This is a genomic window from Paenibacillus amylolyticus (genome assembly GCF_047302515.1).
GTDB lineage: Bacteria > Bacillota > Bacilli > Paenibacillales > Paenibacillaceae > Paenibacillus > Paenibacillus amylolyticus_G.
Genome location: NZ_CP168019.1, coordinates 1,730,525 through 1,756,436, shown reverse-complemented (window position 1 = coordinate 1,756,436; position 25,912 = coordinate 1,730,525). Strand labels below are relative to the sequence as shown.

Sequence of the window (25,912 nt, the reverse complement as noted above, 5' to 3'; positions counted from 1 at the left end):
AGAATGAAAAAATGAAAAAGCTGCCCAAGGCAGCCTCTTCATTCCATACTGTTCAATCAGGTTCCACAAAAAGTCTGATACGAAGTATTGCACTGTGCTGGCAGTTCGGCATATTCAGCCTGCTCAGGTGAGTGCGCGAACGGGTCTGAAAGAACTGCCAAAAGCTTCTGCATCACGCTAAGATCTCCGTGGTTCTCAGCTTGCTCAAGGGCTTCCTCGACCCGATGATTTCGGGGAATGACCGCTGGATTGTTCGTTCTCATCAACTCCTGAGAGACTTTTTTCGCCCCTTGCTGTCTGTCCAATCTTGCTTGCCACCGCTCATTCCATTCAGCAAATTCCGGCGTTCCAAACAAAGCTGTCCCTTCCAATGTATCAAAGGTCAATGCCAGGAACGTATTCGTGTAATCTGCACTATGCTTCTCCATGAGTTCAAGAAGATCCTTAATCAGCGCTTCATCTTCGGCCTCTTCATCCAACAAACCCAGTTTGGCACGCATTCCCTGGAGCCAATGATGATGGTACAATTCAGAAAATTGTGCGATGGCATCTTGAGCGAGCTGCACGGCCTGTTCTTCATCTTCATGCAACAACGGCAGAAGCGTCTCGGCAAAACGAGCCAAATTCCACCCGGCAATATACGGTTGATTGCCATAAGCATAGCGACCTTGCCTGTCAATGGAGCTGAATACGGTTGAAGGATTGTAAGCATCCATAAAGGCACACGGACCATAATCGATGGTCTCACCACTGATTGCCATGTTATCCGTGTTCATCACGCCATGAATGAAACCAACACGCTGCCATTGGGCAATGAGTGCCGCCTGCCGTTTAATTACTTCCTGAAGGAGCAAAAGATAACGATTCTCAGCTTGAGCAACATCAGGAAAATGTCTATGCAACGTATAATCAGCCAATGCCCGAAGATCGTCGATAGACCCCCATCTGGCTGCATACTGGAAGGTTGCTACCCGGATATGACTGGAAGCCACCCGGGTTAAAATGGCACCCGGCCGCTCTGTTTCGCGGATAATGTTTTCTCCTGTAGACACCACAGCCAGACTGCGTGTCGTTGGAATCCCCAGTGCATACATCGCTTCACTAATAATATACTCTCGCAACATGGGCCCTACAGCAGCACGTCCATCTCCTCCACGAGAGTAAGGTGTTCTTCCTGATCCTTTCAGCTGGATATCCACTCGCTCGCCCTGTGGCGTAATCTGTTCACCCAGCAGCAAAGCTCGTCCATCTCCAAGCATGTTAAAATTGCCGAATTGATGTCCTGCGTAGGCTTGAGCTAAAGGCTCGGCCCCTTCCGGAATCAGGTTTCCTGCAAAAATTTCCGCGCCTTCATCACTGTCAAGAGACTCCACATCCAGACCCAAGCTGGATGCAAGCAATCTATTGAAAATGATCAGCTTTGGTGATTCAACAGGCACCGCGCCCTGACTTGTAAAAAAGGGTTGCGGTAACCGCGCATAACTATTCTTCAAGTTCCACCCTTTGTTCAACGTTTCTTGTTGCATGGTGATCACAACTCCTTTTCTGTACCCAGGGGATATCCCTTGGTTATATTGTAGCCTTGTGAACCAATGCTCATTTATGTAGTCGCATGGAAATTCAATTCAAGAGGTTGTTGACTTAAACGAACATCTAAAATGTTCTTGATGAAACTTTAGCATATTTGCATGCCTTTTGCATTCCTCATGAATCGTAAGCACAAAAAAATCCAAGAGGTTTCTTTGCCAAGTGGAATCATTGTCTTGCATTCCACTTCCCAGAAAACCATCTTGGATCCATTCCACTTACTACCAGATGACACGTCTGTTATTACAAGGATTACGTGTGTGCTTCTTGAGCCTGTACAGGCTGTATTGGCAAGCTCTCTTTTTTCAAAGCAAGATTAAAGAAGACATTAAGCAGGATGGCTGACAGGCTTCCCGTAATAATACCATCGCTAACAATAATCCGAATACTTTGAGGAAGCTGGGCAAACAGATCCGGTACAGCAGTAACACCGAGCCCAAGTGAAACGGAGCAAGCCACGATCAATAGATTGGATTGTTTGCCAAAGTCGACGTTTTGCAGCATTTTGATCCCGGATGAGACGACCATTCCAAACAGGACAACAGTCGCTCCTCCGAGGACAGCACTTGGAATAATGGTTGCAAAAGCAGCTACCTTCGGAATGAGTCCCAGAAAGACCAGAATACCTCCAGCTGCAACAACAACATTGGTCGTTTTTACTTTGGAGAGCTGAACCAAACCAACATTCTGTGCAAATGTATTGTATGGAAAAGCATTAAAGATACCGCCAAGGACAAACGCAAGACCTTCTGCGCGATATCCCCGTGCCAGATCTTTTTCGTTGATCGGTTGATCACAGATTTTGCTCAAAGCCATAAATACACCTGTTGATTCGATGATAACCACCGTACCTACAATAATCATTGTAATAATGGGGCCGATTTCGAAGGTTGGCCATCCAAAGTAGAAGGGTTGGGGCAAATGGAACCAGGAGGCTTCCTGTACAGAGGCAAAATTCACTTTTCCCATAATGGCTGCGATGAGGGTCCCCACGATAATACCAAGGAGAACAGCCAGGGATTTAACAAACCCGCGAGCATATCGATTCAGGATCAGAATGAACAGTAATACACCAAATGAAAGCGCCAAATTATCCAAACTTCCGAAATTCTCGCTGTTTGCTCCACCCGCCATGTTTTTAATGCCGGTTGGGATCAGTGCAAGACCGATGATGGTTACCACTGTACCGATCACGACTGGCGGAAACAATTTGACGATTTTGCTGAAAAATACGGCAAAGATGACGATAAATAACCCCGCTGCGATGATCGACCCATATATGGCAGGAATTCCGTATTGCGATCCAATCGCAATCATGGGTGTCACCGCTACAAAAGAACTTCCGAGCACCGCTGGCAAACCAATACCCAAGTACTTCCCTTTCCGAGCCTGAAGCCATGTTGCAATCCCACACGTTAACAGATCAATGGATACCAGATACGCCAACTGCTCTGCAGTCAGATTTAGTGCTCTGCCCACAAGCAAAGGCACCAGAATTGCTCCCGCATACATCGCGAGTACGTGCTGAATCCCCAGTGAAAAAACTCTCATCTTTTTGGCTTCTTTCATCCCACGTTGCCCCCCTGAAATTAGAATCAACCGAACCGCTGCAAAATCATGTTATGTTGATTCACATTATATAAACTATTCAGGGAAGTTCCATGATTCATAACATAGAATTGTGATAAGAGATAAAGAGCCCAACTAAAATTGGGCGTGTTATACAAAAGGTACTCTCAAATCGTTTATTTTGTGTTATATTAGTTGACGCGAGAAATTTAAATAATTCTTTACACTCAGAAGCAATGAAACATGAACGTGGGGTGTAACTTCATTGATTCATGTTAATGCATAATGTCAGAACATCATTTCTTTCATATTCTCAGCTTGTCGAGTTAAGAGGCTTGATGTTAAAACGTTGCTCCATTACCTCTCCGTTCTGGTGAACCCTCTCCGTAAAAAACACTTCTTCTCTGTTCATCAGAACAACAGATGAAGCTCTGGTTCCATAGTCGAATTTCTCACTTTTAACGAAGATGGGAGAAAGAAAACGTTCCCATTCCAATGGAACACCTGTATGAGGCAAAAGTTCATCCACTGAAGGATCTGCCATTTGCAGCAAACCTAATATTTGTTCTGTCAGGGTAGATTCGTCCTCCCCATGGATGATTTTCTCCAGCCCTTCTTTTCCACGTTTCACCTTGGGCCAATCCGTATTAATCAAGTGATTACTAATCCCGTATATTCCCGGTTTTAACTTCATCACAACATTACCCACATTAGAATAATAATAGAGGTCGTCAGGATCACCCACTAACAAATTGTAGCCAGGATAATCATTGCGGCTTTGCTCCGCATGTTGCATATATTGCTCAGGTGTGGACGTCCCCTTTAAAAAATCAGCAACCAGATCTCCTCTTGAGCCCTTGGCATGTATCTCTTCATTTGGATCCCGATAATTCGTAACAGCAGCCAGACGCCCACCTTTGGTTACGCCCATCCAGGTTCCCATTTTCGACAAATCCCGGCCAGCCAATATATGAGGATGATCTTCCCAATAGTGTGCTTGAGCCGTAGGTCTATGATAGAATTCATCCCTATTTGATCCCAATATAAGCGGATACTTTGGATGCATGTTGTAAGCAAATAAAATTAAACACATGGGAATCTTCAACTCCTATATTCGTTAACCCTCTGATTCGCGCCTTTAAATAGCATAATCAGCTACAATTACATCTTCCACCCAACCATCGAGGGAAGCTACAAATGCCTGATGAGCAGAATGTGGACCATAGGCGCGTAATGCCTCCTGATCTTCAAACGTCACTCTCAATCCAATCGTATAACCTTGAATACGGTCCGTTTCTTCCGTTGCATTGATCCCTGCAGTCAGCGCGACAATCCCCGGGATTTGTTCCTGTAACGCAAGTAATTGATCCACCCATTCCTTCTGTTTGGCTAGTGTGGTTTTATCGTTAAATTTAAAAACAACCAAATGTTCAAACATCTTTTTATTCCTCCTATGTCCATTCGAATAGTAAGGCAATTTCGTTAAATGAAGTCAATTCAACAATTCCAATCCGCCCATCATATAGGGGACCACTCTGTTGGCTAATTCAGCCGGGGATTCCTGCCCACCTTCAATATTCCATCGATACGTCATTCCATAGATCGACCAGCTTAGCATGGTTGCAGTAATTTTCAGCGTTGTGGGATCTACATCCCCCGCTACTTTACTCATTAATTCAAGAAGGAATTGCTCCAGCTGTGTCTTGATATTTTCTTCAATAATTGGTGCAACTGTCTCATATTTTTTGATGCATCCATTACTTGAGACGTGATAATCACATAATGAAAATATAAGCTGCTGTATGGTTTCGGCTGATAACCGGGCATCTGGGTCCACCCTTTTCGTTACATATTCCATAAATGCATCCGATAACAAGGCTTCAAGCAGTGCATATTTATCCTGAAAATGGGCGTAAAATGTAGCCCTGTTAATTGTGGCTTGTTCCGTAATATTTTGAATTGTAATGCTGTTGAAATTTTTAAGATTCAATTGGTTTAAAAACGCATCAAGAATTAATTGACGCGTGCGGATTACACGCGGATCATTCGAGTTTGGAGACAATACACCAGACATGTCCCAATCCTCCTTTGTAAACAAAATATTTGGTTAGACTCCTTCATTATAGATAAGTGTTATTTGTTCAACAAGTGAAAGTAAGTGCAAAGACACCATACAATAATCAGTGTCTTTCGCTTAAGCAACAAAATGCTCCGATTGTTGGTTGAGCATGCCTATAGACCTTGTTAAGATTGCACTCGTACCCGCTTGAAGGTGCATAATAATGGAGGTGCTTAGTTTGAGTAATCAACAACATAACGTTATTTCTACAGAGCTTCTGTTTCAACCATACACTGTTAAAAAATTAACCCTGTCCTCACGCATCGTCATGTCCCCCATGGCTCGTGCCTTCTCCCCGGATGGTGTCCCGGGCCCCGATGTAGCCGCATATTATCGTCGGCGTGCCGAGCATGGTGTTGGACTCATTATTACCGAAGGTGCGACCATTGAGCATCCATCTGCATCAAGTGAGCCTAGAATTCCTCATATGTATGGAGAAGCAGCTCTTCAAGGCTGGGCTGAAGTGGTCGAACAAGTCCATGAAGTCGGCGGCAAAATCTTCCCTCAGATTTTACATATGGGAATCGTTCGCCCTTCCGGATCTCAGCCTCACCCCGAGGCTGAATCTCTTAGTCCATCAGGAGTTGATATGGAAGGTACTCAAGTAGGTGCGCCTATGACGGAGGCAGAGATCGCAACTGTGATTCAAGCTTATGCAGATGCAGCAGCCAATGCGCAAAGCATCGGTTTTGACGGAATCGAGCTTCACGGTGCACACGGTTTTCTGATCGATCAGTTTTTCTGGAAAACGACGAATAGGAGAACGGACCGCTATGGCGGTGACCTTCAAAAACGAACTCAATTCGCGGTTGAACTTGTAATGGCAGTTCGTGCTGCGGTAGGTCCTGATTTTCCTATTGCGATGCGGATTTCCCAATGGAAGATGAATGATTATCAAGCCAGACTGTTCGACACCCCCGAACAACTGGAACAATTCCTTCGTTTGTTAGTTGACGCAGGTGTAGATATCTTCCACTGCTCGACACGACGCTTCTGGGAGCCAGAGTTCGAAGGATCTGAGCTTGGATTTGCAGGTTGGGTAAGAAAACTGAGTCGTCAAACCACAATCACAGTCGGTTCTGTGGGTATGCCAGATGAGCCTGAAGCAGCAGCAGATAAAACAACACATCCAGGTATGGGCGAACTCATGAAGCGATACGAGCAACAGGAATTTGATCTGGTAGCTGTCGGACGTGCTCTCCTTGGCGATCCGGCATGGGCTGCCAAAATACGTGATGGCCGCATATCTGAGATACAGGCTTTTACACCTGAAGCACTCGCTACGTTACACTAAGAACAATTACTTATTGTTCCAGAGATTATCTCTCCCATATATATAGGCTTGAACTCATGAATCAATTATACTAAGCAAAGGGCTCGCTTTCCCTCCGGGATTGCGGGTATTTTGTTTTTAGAGATATCTGTCCGTTCAAACACTTCGAGCAATAGCAATATCATTCAAGAAAATTCCTTCTTTGCAACCTATAATGACCTTAACATACCAGAAAGAAGGTGCATCATGACACGAGAAGTCCGGACTGTCGTTTTTGATACCGATCTACAGCTAGAAGCTTATCAATTTGAAGGCATTATGCAGAAGTTTCCCAATCATTTTCATGACTATTACGTCATTGGATTCATTGAGCAAGGCAAGCGTCACCTCCTCTGTAACAACGAAGAATACATTCTGAATAGCGGAGATATGATTGTCTTTAATCCACATGATCCTCATGCCTGCGAACAGGTCGATGGCAGAACCCTCGATTATCGCTGTATCAACGTTCAGCCTGAGGTTATGCGAGAGTATGCGAGAGAGATTACTGGACAAGCTTACTTGCCACGGTTTACATCCCCCGTTCTCTACCAAAGTGAACTTGTGGGTTCCCTGTACGAGCTGCATCAGATGATTCTGGAGGAGCAATCGGATTTCTGCAAAGAAGAATTGTTACTCTTACTACTGGATCAATTGCTGCGAGATTATTCGGATGCTGAACCACCTGTTTCCACACAGGATGTTACCTTGGAGATCAGACGCATATGTGATTACATAGAAGCTCATTACATGGAAAGCATCTCGCTGAACGAGTTAACCGATTTGACGGAGATGAGTAAGTACCACCTGCTGCGTTTATTCACGCGCCAGAAAGGGATATCACCTTACCGCTACCTGGAAACGATTCGCATTAATCAAGCCAAACGTCTGCTGGAACAAGGTCTGCTTCCGATTGAAGTAGCTGCACAGACGGGATTCAGTGACCAGAGCCATTTCACGAATTTTTTTAAAAAACTGATTGGCCTGACACCCAAGCAATATAGACGTATCTTCAATCATGATTCGGAGTTGAAACGAACCACCACTAACATTGTATGACAAGTCATCTTGGTCATCAAAACTCTAAAGCCTCTACCGGACATCTACTCGCTTTGTTTACTATACTGATCTGGGGAACTACGTTTGTCTCGACGAAGGTTCTGTTGATTGACTTTACTCCAGTGGAAATTCTATTTTTCCGTTTCCTGATCGGGTATTTGGTACTGTTATTGATCTATCCACGTTCACTGCGGATCGCCTCATTCAGAGAAGAATGGTTATTTATTGGAGCAGGACTATGTGGGGTGACGTTATATTTTCTTATTGAAAATATTGCTCTGGTGTACACAACAGCTTCCAACGTGGGTGTTATTGTCTCCATTGCCCCGTTCTTCACTGCCGTGCTCGCACATTTCTTCTTAGATGGCGAGAAGTTAACTCGCCGCTTCATTATCGGATTCGGGATTGCCTTGAGCGGCATCCTACTTATCGCACTAAATGGCAGTTTCATTCTGCAACTGAATCCGATTGGTGATCTGCTTGCTTTCATAGCACCTGCGGTATGGGCGATCTACTCTGTGTTAATGCGGAAAATTGGCCAGCTTCGTTATCACACCATTAGCGCGACTCGCAAAGTATTCTTCTATGGCCTGATCTTTATGCTACCAGCTCTATTCCTGTTTGAATTCCATTGGAATCTCGGGCGCTTCACGAACATGACCAATCTCTCCAATTTCCTCTACCTCGGTCTGGGTGCCTCTGCGTTGTGTTTCGTGACCTGGAACCGGGCCGTAAATCTTCTCGGAGCTATCAAAACGAGCGTATATATCTATCTCGTGCCTGTCATTACTGTTGTGTCATCTGTACTGATTCTTCAAGAGCAGATAACCTGGGTGATTGTACTAGGTGCGTTCTTAACCCTATTTGGCTCTTACATTTCAGAACAAAAAGGACACAAGCATAACAACAAAAACACTAATCCGCATAGCGGTTAGTGTTTGCTTCATTTTTCACTGATATAACTGGACATTGTGGTTGACCACCGTTGACATGCGCAGAAATCATTCATTTTATCTCATTTAATTGAGACAGCAGAATCTCCAGTTCCTCTTGTTCCAGATGACGCCATTGCCCCCGCTCGAGTTGATCCAGCGTAATATTCATAATTCGTACACGCTCTAGCTTGAGGACTCGGTACCCCAAGGCTTTGCACATTCTGCGGATCTGCAGGTTGAGACCTTGTGTCAGAATAATACGAAATACTTTGTCACTTTGCCTATACACTTCGCATGGCTTGGTCACCACGTCCAGAATTTCAACACCTTCAGACATGGACTTTACAAATTCGTCGGTTATGGGTTTGTCTACAGTCACTACATATTCTTTATCATGATTATGCTCCGAACGCATCATCTTGTTCACAATGCCTCCGTCATTCGTAAGCAAAATCAACCCCTCAGATGCCTTATCCAGCCTGCCTATCGCAAATATGCGAGAAGGATAATTCATATATTGAATGATGTTCCCCTTCACATGTTCTGCTGCTGTGCAGACAATACCGATGGGTTTGTTCAAAGCAATGTAGACAGGTTCGCTGTCATTACGAGGAATCTGATTGCCATCAATGAGTACCACATCGTGAGGTTCAACTTCCGCCCCTTTTTCACATACCCTGCCATTGATCGTTATGCGTCCAGCTGCAATTAAACGGTTCGTTTCCCTGCGGGAGCAGAATCCCGTTTCACTTATGTATTTGTTAATTAACATGTGTCACCACTTCTCATCTATAGTATTGCCACTGGTTCTTAGAGTGCTGATACGTTCATTCGCTTCATGCAATGAGTTAGTACCTTGTACTGATTTTCATTCCACATCATCTCATTTATACTGAAACGAAGCAATGAATGGTTATATAAAAACACATACAACGTTACATAGGAAAGCCATAATACACTCTGGAAGGAGTTTCTCATGTACAAAGTTACTCGATTTACAGTTGACCCCGATAATCCATACCAACACTCTGGCATGTGGATTGGTGGAGAAACTGCATACGTTTCCGACTGGCCACTCAACCCTGAGGGTCAGCCTTTATTGCATCTGTTCTCCATCAATTGCAATTCTCTTTCACAGCAGGTCCATATCCCATCTTTACCACAAGATAAATATATCTCGGTCTTCTCGACCTACTCCGCCTCCGAATACTTTCTAGATCAGGTAACCTATACGGGAGATGAACTGGAATGGAACGAGAATATTCTCGCCGGATGCACTTATGTGTCGGTATCTTCACATCCACTCACTTCTGTGTGTCCCGTTCCACCCATTCCATTAAGCGGCGTACGTTTGATTGAAATGGAGTTGGACGATCAAGAGTTTCCTGCATTTTCATTTTTCTCTCCCACTTTACCAAACGGTGTGAAAGGAATTGACCATTTGCTAGAGGAACATCAACTGGTGTGTCAAATATATTCCGGAGATTTTCCTGATCCTTATCGGGATATATTGGGTCTTCCCGATGCAAACGGTTATTTATTTTTGCGAAGGGGTCCCGCGTCTGCTCACGCACCATTCGATGGAATTTTCTTTGTACAGACTGCTTAATGCTGATACGTTGAGGTCAGGTATAATTATATAAAACGGCTAATCAGAACGTTTCCCGTCTACTCAGACAGGGAACGTTTTTTTATATATGCACGTGTTACTATCCTCGATCAATACAGATGCCAAACACTGTTAAAAGGTCATATGGATTGAATCATATCTATCCTTTCGACACGAAATCGTTTTAGAAAAAAATATAACACAATAAATATTTCCAACATTCAAAACTTAACATTATTTTACAATAAAAAGCATGTACATTTGTGCATTTATGGTATAAGTTATATATGAAATAAACATTAATTACATAATATAAAATTTTTATCCAACTAGGAGGCGGGCTTTTGAAAAGAATATTCGCTCTAAGCTGCGGTTTTTATCTGTTAATCGGCATAAGCAGCGTTGTGCTCGGTGCACTTCTCCCTGTTTTATTGTCACATTATGAGCGCGGTTACAGTGATGGCGGATTTTTGTTATTTCTGCAGTTTCTTGGATTTCTTGTCGGTGTAATCGTAGCTCCTGCCCTGACAGCCCGTATCGGAAGAAAAGCGATGCTGACCCTTGCCCTGATCTGTATTGTAGCCGCCTATATAGTACTCGGTTTTCTGCCATCCTGGTCTGTAGTTCTTCTTCTCACAATTATCGTAGGTTTCGGTTCAGGTATCATCGAACCCTCTGTAGGTGCATTCACGATCGAATTCACTGAGAATCAAAAGGCGGTCGCCATGTCCAAGCTGGATGTCTTCTTTGCTCTTGGAGCACTTCTCATTCCGGCTGTTGCTGCTTTATTCATCTGGATGGATCTGTGGCATCTTACTTTTTATACGGTGGCCGTGTTGTCAATGGTTCTCATGCTGCTGTGGATCACTATGCCCCGGCCAGCCGCACTGTATCTGGAACAGGCTGGCGAGAATACAGTGGCACATGCAGCAGGTAAAGCCCAATATTCGAGAAAACATCTGGGTCTTCTGACAATATTCGTCATCTTCTTTTTCATATACATGGGATTGGAACTGGGATTGATGAACTTCCTGCCCTCCATTCTCGTAGAACGATTGCACCTTCAGGAATCTGTCGCATCGCTGAGTGTCTCCATCCTGTGGATTGCGATGATCATCGGTCGTCTTTTCTCCGGGAAAATAGCGGAAGCCGTCAACTATATGCCATTCCTGATCTGGAGCACGGTTGGCACGCTTTTGTTTACGGTCGCTATGGTATTTGTAACTGGACAGTGGGCAACGTATGTGCTCATCTTCGGAACCGGTCTGTTCATGTCGGGGCTGTTCTGTATCGCACTGGTCTACGCAAATGTTCTGATTCCCGGTATGACAGAGCGGACAACCAGTATCCTGATCGCATCGGGTGGTATTGGAGGTGCCATCTTGCAGTATGTGACTGGATGGAGTATGAGTACAGGGCCTGTCGTGAATACGATCTGGATTTTGGCCGGATTCTGTCTGATCCTGCTGCTCACATTGATGGTCTCTCATCTATGGACTGTAAAAAATAATGCAGTACGTACTGCTCTCGCACAACATAGCAAGGAAATGTAAACACCGTTTCTTAAGGGAGGTGATGCCCGCATCATCCGGATTGTTGAGCTTCGTTCGAGCTAGTACACCATTATATTGGAGGAAATCGTATGCAAACTTTAACCAACAACCGCTTCATAGCCGGAAAAGGGATTAAGTTGATTGACGATTCAGGTGTTGAATACCTGGATGGCGTGTCGGGCACGTTCAATCTGTCACTGGGCTATAATCACCCACATGTTGTCAGCAAAATTCAGGAACAAGTCGGCAATCTGACGCATATGTCTTCCTCCTTCACCGAACCGTACGTAAATGAAGTACTTGATCACTTAATCGAATATGCTCCAAACGACATTAATGCCGGATGGATGCGGGATATCACTGGTTCAACTGCCAACGAATGTGCAACCAAAATTGCACAGAAGTATACTGAATCAACAGACATCATCAGCCTGTATCTGTCCCATCATGGGCAGACCCAATTTGCCACCGGGATTTCGGGGAATGCCTTCCGGCGGAAACGCTTCCCCAATTCGGCTGTGGCTAACGCTGTCCATGTACCTGCCCCATACTGTTATCGCTGCCCATTCAAATCCTCAAATGGAGACTGCGACTATCAATGCGTTGAAGCTATATCTGATGCAATAGAATATGCAAGTTCCGGCTCAGTCGCCTGCATGATTATCGAACCCATTCTCGGAAATGGCGGCAATATCATCCCTCCTGCCGGATATTTCAAACGACTGCGTAAACTGTGTGATGAGTACAATATTATTCTTATTGCTGACGAAGTGCAGACAGGCATCGGTCGTACCGGAACCATGTTCGCCAGCGAACTGTTTGATATCCAGCCTGATATGATTACCCTTGCAAAAGGTCTTGGCGGGATCGGCGTACCTGTTGCAGCGGTATTAATGCAATCCCGGCTGAATGTGCTCGAAAAGCACGAACACTCCTTCACCTCAGGAAGTAATCTGATCTCCGTAACCGCTGCCAAATCTACCTTGGAAGTGGTATCCGAACCCGGATTCCTGGATGCGGTGAAACGCAAAGGTGAAATTTTGGGTGAATTGCTGCAAGAATTGGCAATGAAGTACCCAAGTATCGGTGAATCTCGTGGTGTCGGGTTAATGTGGGGGTTGGAGATTGTAGGTGACGGTAATGAACCGGATACGCTCAAAACCAATGCCATTGTTGACCGTGCTTTTACAGATGAGCATCTAATCTTGAGAAGTTCAAGATATGGCTTCGGCAACGTTGTTAAGGTCCGGCCTTCCCTTACCACAACCGAAGACGAACTGGTTGAGATTGTGGAGCGGCTGGATTCAGTGCTCGCCAGCGTTCATTAGTGAGTAATTCATTTACACTCGAACACTGAGCAAACAGAACAACCTTTCGATCGCTGTTATCCACGGATTTTCTTGAATTCCCTTTCACGAGGGAAAAATCCGTGATTAGCGTATACTTTCGAAGCAGCTTTCTTTCAGAAAACTTTGAGGCGAACGCTTCGCTTCTCCAGAATCGATTTCGTCCCTTCAATAACTTCTTATCTTGTCTGAAACTATTTTAAGATGAATCGCTATTTTTATATTTTATATAATTACAAGGAGGTTATATCATGCTTGCATTGGTATACAAATCGGCTTGGGATGTGGCACTTGAGGACCGGCCTGTTCCGGAAATCACGAGAGATAATCAGGTGTTGGTTCGTATTCGAGCAACCGGAGTATGTGGTACCGATCTCGGTATTGTCAGCGGCAAATATCATGCGGTTCCTTCTGTCATTCTCGGTCATGAGTCTGCCGGGGAAGTCATGGATGTCGGCTCTGCGGTAACGACATTACAACCGGGCGACCGTGTTGTGATTGACCCTACCTACTATTGCGGACAATGTGACATGTGCAGAACAGGCAGACAAAATCATTGCACACATAAGTCTGTTACCGAGACAGGTGTGAGTGCTGACGGAACATTTACAGATTATTATGTGACCGAGGATCGTTTTTTGTACAAATTGAAGGAGCATGTGAGCTATGAAGAAGCAACTTTGACGGAACCGCTCAGCTGTATGCTGACCGGGATTAATCAGATTCATCTACTGCCGAATTTCAGAACAATCATCCTCGGCGCAGGCCCGATTGGTATTTTGTACAGCTACGCGCTCGCTTCCAAAGGGGTTACCGGCTGTCTGGTCGACATCTCCGAAGAACGCTTAGCCATTGCTGGTTCCATTGCACCTGATCGTTGGGAAGTTCATTCATCCTTCGAAAATGCAATAGAATCACTGTCACCCGCAACCCAGCAGGTCGATATGATTGTGGACACAACTGGTGTTGTGGGCACACAAGTACTTTCCCAGCTCGCCAGCGGCGGTTACCTGATGCTGGTTGGTCTGAGAGATGGAAACACATCCTTCAATCCCAAGGAAGTTGTGGACCGTAGTCTGAAAATTATTGGTTCCATCGATTCTCTGGGAACATTTGCAACCGCACATTATATGATTGAACAAGGGATTATTCCGGCAAAAAAAATCATTACCCACTCCTTCCCATTGGAGGATTACGAAGAGGCATTCCGCACACTTGGCTGCGATATTCAGGGACGCACACTTCAAGCCTCTTCACATGCCATTAAAGTTGTGCTGCAATCCAGCGGTTCCAGTTTCTAAAGTGGAAGGTTAACCATGAATGGATTACATTAGAGATATATGTTTACACAATCCTGGAGGAGGAATACAACATGGCAGCAAACAAAGAATCTAACGGACTGGGAGCGCCCAATGATGACATCATTCAAGCGGTCATTTTTGACATGGATGGTGTACTAATTGACAGTGAACCGATTTATTTCGAGATTGAGCGCAGCTCTTTTACCCATTTTGGAGCAAGGGTGACTGATGAAGAACATCATACCTATGTTGGAGTTACGCTGGAATCCATGTGGCAGCAAGTATTGGACAAACATCAGCTGACAGCTACGCTGGAAGAAATATATGCTTATCATCAGCATAATGTGATGCAAACCATGCTTGCCCATTCGAATCTGACGGCAATGCCTTCCGTGGAACGCTGGTTAAGCTGGCTGCATGAGCAACAAGTACCCATAGCCGTTGCTTCTTCCTCTCCACGTGCACTGATTGATTTGATCATGGACAAGACCGGTCTTGGACAATACTTTGAGGTGCGAATGACAGGTGAGGAAGTTACAAACGGCAAGCCGGCACCAGATATTTTTCTGACCACAGCTGAGATGATTGGTGCATCTCCTTCGAATTGTCTGGTGATCGAGGACTCGCGCAATGGTGTTCAGGCCGCCAAAAGTGCAGGCATGCGCTGCATCGGATATCGCAATCCGGGATCAGGCAATCAGGACTTGTCCAAAGCCGATCTTCAGATTTCCAGTTACGATGAGTTATGGACATTGAAGGATACACTGCCCTTTGAAGGCAGATTGCCAAGTTTGTCAAAGTTTCGCTGAGAAGATTGTAATAAAAAGATCGTAATTTCGGAATGAGTATTTAGAAAAAAACAACCCAAACGGCTTCAATTCATTCGAATTGAGCTGTTTGGGCTTTGCTTGCTGCAATGGGTGTTACATGAGGACACATGCTGTAATTTCAACTAAACCGAAAGATCGAGACTTCCACCCAGATTGGGATGAGGAGCAGGCATTGACTTCAACATTTCCGCCATCTGCTGGCCTTGCTGCTGTGCCATGTCTTTCGTAATCGACATCACTTGCAAGCTTGCCGACTGCACTACTGAAGCTTGGCTCATCGCCATTGATAATGCTGCAATATCCATGTTCTGCACTCCTTTCACTTTCTGATTACATAGATGTACTTATTATATATCGGTCAGAAGGGAGGAATTGTTAAAAGGTCGATCAAAATGTATACGGAGGATTCTTTCGTTCCCACGATTTGTTGAATGAACTTCCGCAATTTCAATAGCTGATCTGCCTCGTTGGTGACATCACAATGTTGATCCGACCACGTAAGAAGCTTATTTCCCCATCTGCAATAATTTTCCAGATATTATCATTAACGGAGCATAAAAAGGGGATGCCATAAGTCATGAGAGCATGACTGAGGACATCCCTTATTAAGGTTATTTTATTCTAATGAACCTGGCACACGCTATTCGCTCTGATTTGCACAAGTCTGTGGTGTAACGAATCACAGAGACGTTATTTCGTCGATTGGGTCGTTTTTTAGGTTCTGACACCCTGATATGATGAAATAACGTTACTGAGGTTCGTTAAAGTTTGCCGTTCACATCGAATCTACCTCTTAAGACGCGTCAGATTCATTAGCGCTTTGAGTGAGGAGGAAACTCACTTTTGGAGCGGCCCATTACTTGTGCATTAATAACTGTTCGACGTACTCAACGCAAGTTCGTTTATTTTAACTTCCGGGTTACTTACCACCTGTTGAATCATGGAGATAAAGTGTTTTTGAATCTGTTCAACGGTAGATGGGTCATACACATTGGCATTATACATCAATATGATCTTCATATTTTCATGGGGTTTGACAATCAAGGTAAAATCAAAACTATTATGTTCTGTACCCCCAACATTCATAATCTCAAGCGGTGTTTCACCTTTCTGACCCAGACTCTCCATTCGGTTCTCTACCGGGAAGTTCTGATATACAACAACATGATTAATCAGAGATTGTTTTTGCTTGGTCTGATTTTGAATATCATATAACGAATACGTATCATATGCATGTGACTCCACAGCTTTTGCCTGATTCCTTTTCATTAGAGATATAAATGACTCATCGGCCTGAGTCTGGATCCGAACAGGAATTGCATTAATGAATAATCCAATCATGCTTTCGATCCCAGGAATGACAGGCGGTCTGCCCGATACAACACTTCCGAATACAACATCGTTGCTTTCATTGTATTGCTGCAACAATACACCCCAGACCGTCTGCACTACCGTATGGAGAGTTACATGCTGCTGTTCTGCAATCTGTTTCATTTGCTCGATTAGTACATCATCCAAATAACAGTTTAGTGTTCTGGAATCCTGTCTTTCATGTTTCGGTTTGATTTTTTCTCCAGGCAGCTTCGTTTGCCCCTCATAACCATCCAAGTAATGACTCCAATAGGTTATTGCACCTTGATGATCTTGCTGTTCCAGCCATTCAATGAATTGACTATAAGGTGTTAATAGAGTCACTTGAGGCTTTCTATTCTCCCGAATCGCAAAGTAATTCTCGAATATTTCCTTGCTTACCAGAGACATACACCAGCCGTCCATCAAAATATGGTGAAAACTCCATATGACGCGGTATTCCTCATGCTTTGTTCGTAAAACAGACATACGTATTAGCGAATCTCGTTGTAAGTCAAATCCTCTTGCCTTGTCTTGCTCGATATACTCGTCAACATACGTTTTACGTTGCAGCTCACTTGTGCCAGCTACAACTTCATAGTTAAATTCAAATTTCTTCTCTTGATACACGATTTGAAGAGGGATATCCACGAAATCACTGTAAAAATTAGTTCTTAATATCGCATGCCTTTGCATTAATTGATCCAAACTTTGCGCAAAAGAGGTAACATCCAAATCTCCACGCATATCAAACATGATTTGTACAAAGTAAGCGCCCGAAATTGGATTCCGTTCACTTTCGTACAACATTTCCTTCTGTAGTGGTGTAAGTGGGTACACATTTTCGATTCGACCGATGTGCCCAGTTTGTTCCACGATTTGATCCAATTGATCAATGGTTAATGACTTGCATGAAATATCACTTGGCGTAAGCTCGGTTTGTTCCTTCGTTACACAATGTTCAACGACTCTATTAAGACCTTCTTTATAGAGACAAGCCAATTGCTCCATCGTTTCCCGGCGATATTGTTTTGAACTATAGTTAATGGACAGCGACAACCGACCCTCTGTAACAATGCCATTGATATTAAGCACAAATGGTCTCTTGTTGTTTTCACTTACGGATGGCCCGCTGGAATAATGCGAGAATTTAATGCCATCTTGGCCCGAATCCTGATTCACCTGTCCCATATAGTTGAAACTAATTTCGGCATTTTTCTCTAACTTGAATCCTTCATTTCCATGTGACAAATACCTCGAAATCCCGTAACCAATGCCTTTGGTTGGGATCTGGCGCAGTCCTTCCTTGACGTTCTTAATCTTCCTTGATAAGTCAGCCTCGGACTCCATCGTAATCATAACGGGGTACATGCTCGTAAACCATCCCACTGTACGCGTAATGTCCAGCTCTGGCAGGATGTCTTCTCTACCATGCCCTTCCAGATTTACGAGGATTTCTCCCATGCCTGTCCAATCATGAACAGCCATTCCTAATGCCGTTAGCAATATATCATTAATTTCCGTATGGTACGCATGATGTGTTTGCTTTAATAATTGCTCGGTTTCCACTGCTGTCCAATGAATAGTGATCGTTTCACTATCTTTGCCAATCGTCTCATCACAATCCATATCTTTTGGCAGCGGGCTTAGCTGGGCCTGCTCCACACGACTCCAGTATGGATTCTCTTGCTTCATCGCCGGGCTGTCTGCAAACGTCGACAATTGTTCTGCCCATTGTTTAAACGAGGTCGTCTTTTGAGGAAGCCGGATTTCTTCACCTCTTAAGAACTGGTCTTGCCCTGTCTGAATATCTTCATATAAAATACGCCATGAAACCCCGTCTACCAACAAATGATGAATGGCAATAAGCAGGTGATCCCCTTCAGCACATTGGAACAACCCAAGTTTAATCAAAGGTCCGTGAGACAGATCCATACCACTCTGAATTTCTTTTGCTTTATTTTCAATGAACGATGCAGGATCTGCTTCAGTTTTGAGGTCAACGATTTCAAGGCTGTATAATCCTTCTTCGTCTGCCCCTCGATTCCACGCTTCATATCCGCCCTCAGGCGCTTGTCGATAAAGGATGCGGAGAGCATCATGCTGTTTCACGATCTTATCCATGATGCTGTGAATGAAGCGGACATCAAATCCTTTTTCACGAAAGAACATCATTTCCTGATTGTAATGATGTGTATCCACCATATTTTGATCAAAGAACCAGCGCTGAACAGGTGTCAGCATCACTTGTCCCGTAGCTTCCCCTTGGTCAGAAATAGTGCTCACGGAAGTAACGTGTTCACTCAACTCTGCTACTGTCGGATAGGTGAAGAAATGCTTCATTTCCACTTTATACCCTGCTTGAAGCAGTCGTGAGGAAACTTGAATACATTTAATCGAATCGCCCCCGAGTTCAAAGAAATGATCTGATGTGCTAACCTTTTGAACACCAAGCACAGCTTCCCAGGCAGCGACGATCGCTTGTTCTACAGCGTTCTGCGGCGCCATATATTCGGTCCCTTTTTGCATATGTTCTTGTGGAGATGGCAATGCCTTACGGTCAACCTTCCCATTGGAAGTTAACGGTATATGCTCTAATTGAACAAAATAAGACGGGATCATATAATCCGGAATTTCATGAGATAATGCCATTCTGATTTTCTTCGCTGTCAGTGAGCTGTCGCCTTTCCAATACGCACACAACTGCTTCGAACCATCCTTATGCTCACGGGCAATAACGACCGCTTCCTGAATGGATTCTATTTGCAAAAGCGCAGTTTCCAATTCGCCAAGCTCAATTCGGTAACCGCGAATTTTCACTTGATGATCGATTCGTCCCAGATATTCAATATTTCCATCCGGCAGCCATCTTGCGGCATCTCCTGTGCGATACATTTTCCCTTCTGTAATCCAGGGATGATCAACAAATTTCTCTGCGGTTAAATCAGGCCGGTTCAGATAACCTCTGGCAAGGCCCTCACCTGCTACAACTAATTCTCCCTGAACACCGATCGGTTGAATGCGTTGATGTTTATCCAAAATATAGGTCTGCAACGTTGGGATTGGTTTTCCAATATTGCTCTTTCCAGCATGTATTTCAATGTCGGTTATTTCCTTATACGTTACATGAACCGTTGTTTCGGTTATCCCATACATATTAATTAACTGGATAAATGGATATTTCAGCTTCCATTCCTTCAATAACACGGGATTGAGGGCTTCTCCTCCAAAAATTACTTTTCTTAATTTCAGATCTGCTGCATGACCTGCCAGTTCTTCCTGAAGAAGATGATAGAAATACGTTGGCGTTTGATTTAATATCGTCACTTGCTCGTTTTTTAACAATTGTAGAAATTGTTCCGGACTTTTTGCCGTCATTTGAGGTACGATAACCAGTTTTCCGCCATAGAGCAATGCTCCGTACATTTCCCATACCGAAAAATCAAAACAAAAGGAATGGAATAATGTCCATGTATCTGATGCATTAAAATCAAACAAATTTTTACTGTTGAACAACAATCGCACCACATTTTTATGTTCAATACATGTCCCTTTTGGTTTACCTGTCGTTCCTGAGGTATAAATTACATATGCCAGGCCTGTTGGTGCAGCAGTAATTCCCAAATTGGAATGATCTTCATGATAGGACTCAGATAGATCCAGGCAAACGACCTCTCCTGCAAAAGAGATGCGTTCTTGCAAATGACTTTGCAGCAATAATACATGTACGCCCGAATCCTCAAGCATGTAGTTTATACGATCCTCCGGATATTCAGGATCAATCGGCACGTATGCGCCACCCGCTTTCAAAATCGCTAGGATTCCTACAACCATGTCTAGCGAACGATCAGCGATGATCCCGATTAACTGATCATTTTGAATGCCTTTAGCCTTCAACGTTCTTGCCAATTGGTTGGCTTTCTCGTTCAGCTCTTGATAGGTCACATGTTGATCCTCGAATACAACCGCAACGTGTTCAGGAGTTCTTGCCACTTGTTCCTCAAACAGTCCATGAATCGTTTTGTCCATTGGGTATTCAGCCATAGAATCATTAAAATGTTCCAAAATTTGTGTTTTCTCCTGTGTTGTGGTCAAGTCAATGTCATGGATCGGAATATTCGGATTGTTGACCACTTGCTCCAACACCTGAATCAAGTGACCTTGAATGCGTTCTACGCTTGCACGGTCATAGACATTAGCATTGTAATAGAACATACATTTCATGGATTGGCCTGGTTTGATAATCAGGTTAAAGTCATAATTTGTTTGTTCATCTGCTTCTACATTCGTAATCCGAAGAGCTGTCTCTTCCTGATCCCCAAACTGTTCCATAATGCCCTGTACAGGATAATTCTCGAATATCAGGATATGATCAATCAAATTTTGCTTTTGCGATGTTTCCGCCTGAATCTCGTATAACGGATACGTGTCATGTGGATGGGAAGCCACAGCTTGTTCCTGATTCCGCTTCATAACCGCTGCAAATGTCTCGTTACCTTGAGTCTGAATGCGTACAGGAATGGTATTGATAAATAAACCAATGATTCGCTCAACTCCAACAATCGCCGCAGGTCTGCCCGACACCACGCTTCCGAATACAACATCCTCACTGCCGTTATATATCTGTAGCAACATTCCCCAGGCTGTCTGCATGAACGTGTTCAGCGTCACCTGATTCTGACTGGCCACTTGTGCGAGCTGTCCGGTTAATTCCTGACTAAGTGTACAAATCATATGCTCTGAATGATATTCATCACTCTTCGTAATTGAATGTTCTTTTGGCAAAGTGGTCTGCTCATCGTAACCTTGCAAATAGTCACGCCAGTATTTCAGGGACTCTTCATGATCTTGGTTGTCCAGCCATTCAATATAGTGTTTGTATGGAATCGTACTCTTTGCCTCCAGTTTTCGTTGTTCCTGAATAGCAAAGTATCCATTAAACAACTCCTGGATTACAAGAGACAGGCACCAGCCATCCATCAAAATATGATGATAATTCCAAATGAAACGATAGGTTTGGTCATGCGTTTGCAAGATCGAAATACGCATTAACACATCCTGAGACAGGTCGAAACCTTTTATTTTATCTGCTCTTGTATATTCTGCCACGTATGCTTCACGATCTTTTTCATTCATCTCACGCAAATCTTCGTATATTAGCCCATTCCGTTTATAACGGTATACCACTTGCAGGGGTCTATTCTTCCATTTGCTATGAAAATTTGTTCTGAGAATCGAATTACGCTGCATCAACTGATCCAGACTCTTCGTAAAAGCTTCCACGTCTAACGGACCATGAAGATCGAGTGTCGTTTGAAGGAAATACGCTTCCGATTTTGAATGAAGCAAATGATGAAAGAACATTCCGTTTTGCATCGGTGACAAAGCATATATATCTTCGATTTCACCAATGTGTTCCGATTCTTGAACAAATCCTTCTAATTCTTCAATCGTAATTCCTTTTAACGTTAGATCACTTGGTGTACATTCCAGCTTCTCTTTTGTCACACAGTGCATCACGATTTCTTGCAGATGATCTCTAAAATATGTTACCACTCGCTCCATCGTTTCTTTTTGATATTGGGTGCGACTATAACGAAGTGACAACGTCAATTTGCCTTCCACAATTAAGGCATTCATATCGATAAGAACATTTCTTCTGTGATTGTCGCTTGCTGTTGCTCCGCCTGAATAGGGAGAGATCTGCATCCCGCTATTCTGAAGATCCTGATCAAATTGACCCAAATAGTTAAAGCTAATTTCAGGATTCAAGGTAAAGGGCGCTTCTTGCTGATGTGCACTTAAATATCGTAAAATACCATAACCAATCCCTTTTTTAGGGATTTGACGTATCATTTCTTTGTTTGTTTTGATGAAAAGAGACATATTAGAACTTGCTTCCATATCAAGTACAACCGGATACTGGCTCGTAAACCATCCGATCGTTCGTGTAATATCGAGATCCGGTAAAATTTGTTCTCTTCCATGTCCCTCCAGATTGACCAGCACTTTATCCATGCCCGTCCATTGGTGAATAGACATGCCTAATGCATGGAGCAGCAAATCGCTAATCTCCGTTTTATAAGCACGATTCGCTTGTTTTAATAATTGCTCCGTTTCTGCCGCTGACCATTCCATGGTGATCTCATCACTGTCTTTTTCCAGTGCATGATCCGCTTCGAAATCTGTAGGTAACGGCTTATAGGTTGCTTTTTCAATTTCATTCCAATATGCAATTTCTTTCGTTATCGCATCACCGTTCGCATACAACTGGAGCTGTTCTGCCCATAATTGGAATGAAGCCGTTTTTTGCGGTAGTTGAATCGATTCTCCATCACTTAATTGTTCATAGCCCCTCGATAGGTCTTCGATCAAAATTCGCCATGAAACCCCGTCGATGACGAGGTGATGAATAACGATGAGTAAATGATCTCCGTCTGCACATTGAAATACGCCCAGCTTCATCAAGGGTCCACGTTCCAACGTAAACGTGCTTTGCATTTCATTTGCCTTCTTCTCGATTTCTTGAGACGGATCTGCTAATGACTTGAAGTTCATCACTTCAAGCGTATATAAGGATTCCCTTGCCAACCCTTCATTCCACGCTTCATAACCCTGTTCTGTAAGGCGATATACTGTACGAAGTGCATCATGATGCTCACTCAATTTATCGAATACACGGCGAAGTGTGCCTTCATGAAAACCTTCTTTCCGATACAGCATCACGGACTGATTATAATGATGGGCGTCCACCTTGTATTGCTCAAAAAACCAATGCTGGATTGGAGTCAGCATTACTTTTCCAGTGATGATTCCCTGTTCTGACAGGGTACTTATGGGTTGAACATAGGGAATCAAGCTTGCTATGGTTGGATTTTTAAACAAATGATCCATCTGCACCTGGTAACCTGCTTGATATAATCTTGAAGAGACTTGAATGGATTTAATCGAATCTCCTCCAAGCTCGAAGAAATTATCCAAAACCCCAATGTTCTCTACCCCAAGTACCTCTTCCCAGATCGATACAAGTTGTTGTTCCACCATCGTTCGGGGTGCTTCGTACTCCATGCCCTTCAACATATGTTCTTTGGGAGCAGGCAAAGCTTTGCGATCGATTTTCCCGTTAGACGTGAGCGGCATCTGATCCAGCTGTACAAAATAGGACGGAATCATGTAGTTTGGCAGCTGCTGGGACAGCGCCTCCCGCAGTTCCCCGATCGTGATTGCATCCTCTCCTACCAGGTACGCACATAATTGTTTGGTTCCCGTTTCATCTTCTCTGGCTATGACGATGGCCTCTTTTATCTGGGTACTATTTAGAAGAGCCGTCTCCACTTCACCAAGTTCAATCCGGTGTCCACGAATTTTCTCTTGATGATCTACCCTTCCTATATACTCTATGTTCCCATCGGGCAGCCATCTTGCAAAGTCACCTGTCTTGTACATTTTTGCTCCCGAAACAAATGGATCATCCACGAATTTCTCCGCAGTCAGATCTGGACGGTTCAAGTAACCTCTGGATAACCCTGCTCCGGCTACACATAATTCTCCCTGAACTCCAATAGGCTGCAATTCATTCCGTTCTCCTAAAATGTAGACTCTATTGTTCGCAATAGGCTTCCCGATTGAGATATTTTGATCTGCCGACTTGATCGACAGAACTGTGGATACAACACTATTTTCGGTTGGACCGTATTCATTACACACTTCGATGCGTGGATTGATGCGCTGCAATTTGTGTATTAAGGCAGGAACAATCTTCTCTCCCGCAGCCACCACATTTTTCATGGATGTCCAATCTTCCGCGCTTACTTGTTCCAACAGTGTCATCAAGAAACTAGGTGGACTTTGGATATGCGTGATTTGCTGTTTTTTGACCATCGTATTGATGGCTATAGCATCTTTACACTGTTGCTGGTTTAACAAATACACTGTCGAGCCAGATATCATCGGACCAAAGAAATGAGTAATAAATGAATCAAAAACGAAAGGATTCAGCATTAATACCCGATCATCTCCGGTAAAATGATAAAAATCCGATTTCCATTGCAGGGAATTCACAATGCTGGCATGTTCAATCATTACGCCTTTGGGATGACCTGTTGTTCCAGACGTGTAGATCATGTATGCCAAATCACTGGAGATCGCTCCATCTACCAAATTCAAATGATCATCATAGTGATTTATTTCAGAATCCAGAATGACACATGTCCCTGCAAAATGTTCAGGTTCCTGTATATGACCTTGATGCAGCAACCAAGCCACTTTTGAATCCTCAAGGATATAGTGAATACGATCTGCCGGATATTCCGGATCGATTGGGACATATGCCCCGCCAGCTTTTAGAATACCGAATAAACCTATGATCATCTCAAGTGAGCGCTCTGCCATAATGCCAACGAACTGACCCGCATGCACCCCCTTAGCTTGAAGTAATCGGGCCAATTGGTTGGATTTTTGATTTAACTCTCTGTACGTTAACTGTCTATTCTCAAATACGACTGCCGGATGGTCCGGTGTTCGTTCCACCTGTTCTTCAAATAATTGATGCATCGTTTTGTTCTGTGGATACTCAACCCTTGTATCGTTAAAGTCATATAACAGCTTGTTTCGATAAAACTCTGATAACATATCAACTTGACTTAACTCCAGATCAGGTTGGTTTAGAACTACGGAAAACAATTGGTCAAGATGCTCTACAATTTGTACCATATAATCGCGATCATAACGATCATCATCATAAACTAATCTTAACTGAATAGAGTCGTTCTCCAGATCAAAGTGGAACATCGTCGCCGCTTTTACGTTATTTTCATCAAGGGCAGGATGAATTTCATTCAACGAAACCAAGGTATGAATCAGAGGTACATGGTTCGAATCATACTGAACATTTAAACGTTCAACCATTTTTCTGAAAGGGATTCGTTGATGCTGAATGGCTTCGGTTAAACTGGTCTTCACTTGATTAAATAAGGACTTGAATGACATCACATGATTGATATTATTTTTCAAGACAAGAACCTTATTCGAGAGCGATAGATCATTGTTCTTTTCTTCCATCGTTGGTATGCCAATAATCATCTTGGTTTCATTCGTGTATTTATATAACAGACACTGAACTCCCGTTAATAAGATCGTATAGATCGCCATAGGAGCATTTCGCGACATGGACTTGATTTTATGTGAAACATCGGCTGACAAAGACTTATATATATCATTTTGGTGCTGCGTATCGTCTGGGTGTTTGGAGGTTGTCTTGCAATAAGGCAAATGAACAAGATGATCATCATCTTCAAATCGGCTTGCCCAATACGATTCCTGTTTCTTAAAAATAGACATACG

The 25,912-nt window shown here is 43.6% G+C and carries 16 protein-coding genes; 8 read left to right on the top strand and 8 right to left on the bottom strand.

The genetic code is table 11. From position 1 onward, the window contains the following. Positions 1-56: 56 nt before the first annotated feature. From ACDJ59_RS07750 to ACDJ59_RS07730, 5 genes are all read right to left on the bottom strand, one after another. Positions 57-1,526, bottom strand: a complete 1,470-nt coding sequence (locus ACDJ59_RS07750) for a protein adenylyltransferase SelO (protein WP_413408228.1) — start codon at positions 1,524-1,526, stop codon at positions 57-59. A 313-nt stretch (positions 1,527-1,839) separates the two neighbouring features. Next, a complete protein-coding gene (locus ACDJ59_RS07745; RefSeq protein WP_413408226.1) occupies positions 1,840-3,156 on the bottom strand; it encodes a nucleobase:cation symporter-2 family protein in 1,317 nt (438 codons plus the stop codon). 313 nt (positions 3,157-3,469) lie between these two features. After that, the gene (locus tag ACDJ59_RS07740) at positions 3,470-4,249 is read right to left on the bottom strand and encodes an NRDE family protein (RefSeq protein WP_413408224.1); all 780 of its coding nucleotides are present in this window, start codon (positions 4,247-4,249) and stop codon (positions 3,470-3,472) included. A 45-nt stretch (positions 4,250-4,294) separates the two neighbouring features. Then, positions 4,295-4,594 (bottom strand): Dabb family protein, encoded by a 300-nt coding sequence (locus tag ACDJ59_RS07735; RefSeq protein ID WP_413408223.1) that lies wholly within the window; start codon positions 4,592-4,594, stop codon positions 4,295-4,297. Positions 4,595-4,648: 54 nt separating this feature from the next. Next, positions 4,649-5,230 carry a TetR/AcrR family transcriptional regulator gene (locus ACDJ59_RS07730; RefSeq protein WP_413408221.1) on the bottom strand — a complete coding sequence of 194 codons (582 nt, stop codon included), beginning with the start codon at positions 5,228-5,230 and terminating at the stop codon, positions 4,649-4,651. A gap of 223 nt (positions 5,231-5,453) precedes the next feature. On the opposite strand from ACDJ59_RS07730, the gene ACDJ59_RS07725 reads away from it, so the two are divergent. The 3 genes from ACDJ59_RS07725 (at position 5,454) to ACDJ59_RS07715 (ending at position 8,581) form a co-directional block, all read left to right on the top strand. Continuing rightward, the gene (locus tag ACDJ59_RS07725; protein ID WP_413408219.1) at positions 5,454-6,569 is read left to right on the top strand and encodes an NADH:flavin oxidoreductase; all 1,116 of its coding nucleotides are present in this window, start codon (positions 5,454-5,456) and stop codon (positions 6,567-6,569) included. A 225-nt stretch (positions 6,570-6,794) separates the two neighbouring features. Then, positions 6,795-7,646: an AraC family ligand binding domain-containing protein gene (locus ACDJ59_RS07720; protein WP_413408217.1), complete on the top strand. Its 852-nt coding sequence runs from the start codon at positions 6,795-6,797 to the stop codon at positions 7,644-7,646. Beyond that, a complete protein-coding gene (locus ACDJ59_RS07715) occupies positions 7,643-8,581 on the top strand; it encodes a DMT family transporter (protein WP_413408215.1) in 939 nt (312 codons plus the stop codon). Before ACDJ59_RS07720 ends, ACDJ59_RS07715 begins: the two co-directional genes overlap by 4 nt. Positions 8,582-8,651: 70 nt before the next feature. Here ACDJ59_RS07715 and ACDJ59_RS07710 read toward each other — a convergent pair whose 3' ends face one another. Beyond that, complete coding sequence (locus ACDJ59_RS07710) at positions 8,652-9,353, bottom strand: pseudouridine synthase (protein WP_413408213.1); 702 nt, start codon at positions 9,351-9,353, stop codon at positions 8,652-8,654. Between the two features lie 204 nt (positions 9,354-9,557). On the opposite strand from ACDJ59_RS07710, the gene ACDJ59_RS07705 reads away from it, so the two are divergent. The 5 genes from ACDJ59_RS07705 to ACDJ59_RS07685 all read left to right on the top strand — a co-directional run bounded on the left by ACDJ59_RS07705 (position 9,558) and on the right by ACDJ59_RS07685 (position 15,199). Beyond that, positions 9,558-10,190, top strand: coding sequence for a hypothetical protein (locus ACDJ59_RS07705; RefSeq protein ID WP_413408212.1), 633 nt, complete (start codon positions 9,558-9,560; stop codon positions 10,188-10,190). A gap of 344 nt (positions 10,191-10,534) precedes the next feature. Further along, positions 10,535-11,743: an MFS transporter gene (locus ACDJ59_RS07700; protein ID WP_413408211.1), complete on the top strand. Its 1,209-nt coding sequence runs from the start codon at positions 10,535-10,537 to the stop codon at positions 11,741-11,743. An 89-nt stretch (positions 11,744-11,832) separates the two neighbouring features. Then, on the top strand, positions 11,833-13,071 hold the full coding sequence (locus tag ACDJ59_RS07695) for an aspartate aminotransferase family protein (RefSeq protein ID WP_413408210.1): 1,239 nt from the start codon (positions 11,833-11,835) through the stop codon (positions 13,069-13,071). 269 nt (positions 13,072-13,340) lie between these two features. Continuing rightward, positions 13,341-14,390, top strand: coding sequence for a zinc-dependent alcohol dehydrogenase (locus ACDJ59_RS07690; RefSeq protein ID WP_413408209.1), 1,050 nt, complete (start codon positions 13,341-13,343; stop codon positions 14,388-14,390). 71 nt (positions 14,391-14,461) lie between these two features. Beyond that, the gene (locus ACDJ59_RS07685) at positions 14,462-15,199 is read left to right on the top strand and encodes an HAD family hydrolase (RefSeq protein WP_413408208.1); all 738 of its coding nucleotides are present in this window, start codon (positions 14,462-14,464) and stop codon (positions 15,197-15,199) included. Between the two features lie 143 nt (positions 15,200-15,342). Here the strand turns inward: ACDJ59_RS07685 and ACDJ59_RS07680 are convergent, their stop codons facing one another. Continuing rightward, on the bottom strand, positions 15,343-15,525 hold the full coding sequence (locus tag ACDJ59_RS07680; protein ID WP_017687885.1) for a YjfB family protein: 183 nt from the start codon (positions 15,523-15,525) through the stop codon (positions 15,343-15,345). A gap of 562 nt (positions 15,526-16,087) precedes the next feature. Further along, positions 16,088-25,909, bottom strand: a complete 9,822-nt coding sequence (locus tag ACDJ59_RS07675) for an amino acid adenylation domain-containing protein (protein WP_413408206.1) — start codon at positions 25,907-25,909, stop codon at positions 16,088-16,090. Positions 25,910-25,912: the final 3 nt, after the last annotated feature.

Coding starts and splice junctions, on each gene's coding strand:
- ACDJ59_RS07710 (WP_413408213.1), bottom strand. CDS start 9,353: ATGTTAATTAACAAATACATAAGTGAAACGGGATTCTGCTCCCGCAGG.
- ACDJ59_RS07750 (WP_413408228.1), bottom strand. CDS start 1,526: ATGCAACAAGAAACGTTGAACAAAGGGTGGAACTTGAAGAATAGTTAT.
- ACDJ59_RS07720 (WP_413408217.1), top strand. CDS start 6,795: ATGACACGAGAAGTCCGGACTGTCGTTTTTGATACCGATCTACAGCTA.
- ACDJ59_RS07675 (WP_413408206.1), bottom strand. CDS start 25,909: ATGTCTATTTTTAAGAAACAGGAATCGTATTGGGCAAGCCGATTTGAA.
- ACDJ59_RS07685 (WP_413408208.1), top strand. CDS start 14,462: ATGGCAGCAAACAAAGAATCTAACGGACTGGGAGCGCCCAATGATGAC.
- ACDJ59_RS07715 (WP_413408215.1), top strand. CDS start 7,643: ATGACAAGTCATCTTGGTCATCAAAACTCTAAAGCCTCTACCGGACAT.
- ACDJ59_RS07680 (WP_017687885.1), bottom strand. CDS start 15,525: ATGGATATTGCAGCATTATCAATGGCGATGAGCCAAGCTTCAGTAGTG.
- ACDJ59_RS07735 (WP_413408223.1), bottom strand. CDS start 4,594: ATGTTTGAACATTTGGTTGTTTTTAAATTTAACGATAAAACCACACTA.
- ACDJ59_RS07745 (WP_413408226.1), bottom strand. CDS start 3,156: ATGAAAGAAGCCAAAAAGATGAGAGTTTTTTCACTGGGGATTCAGCAC.
- ACDJ59_RS07730 (WP_413408221.1), bottom strand. CDS start 5,230: ATGTCTGGTGTATTGTCTCCAAACTCGAATGATCCGCGTGTAATCCGC.
- ACDJ59_RS07740 (WP_413408224.1), bottom strand. CDS start 4,249: ATGTGTTTAATTTTATTTGCTTACAACATGCATCCAAAGTATCCGCTT.
- ACDJ59_RS07695 (WP_413408210.1), top strand. CDS start 11,833: ATGCAAACTTTAACCAACAACCGCTTCATAGCCGGAAAAGGGATTAAG.
- ACDJ59_RS07690 (WP_413408209.1), top strand. CDS start 13,341: ATGCTTGCATTGGTATACAAATCGGCTTGGGATGTGGCACTTGAGGAC.
- ACDJ59_RS07705 (WP_413408212.1), top strand. CDS start 9,558: ATGTACAAAGTTACTCGATTTACAGTTGACCCCGATAATCCATACCAA.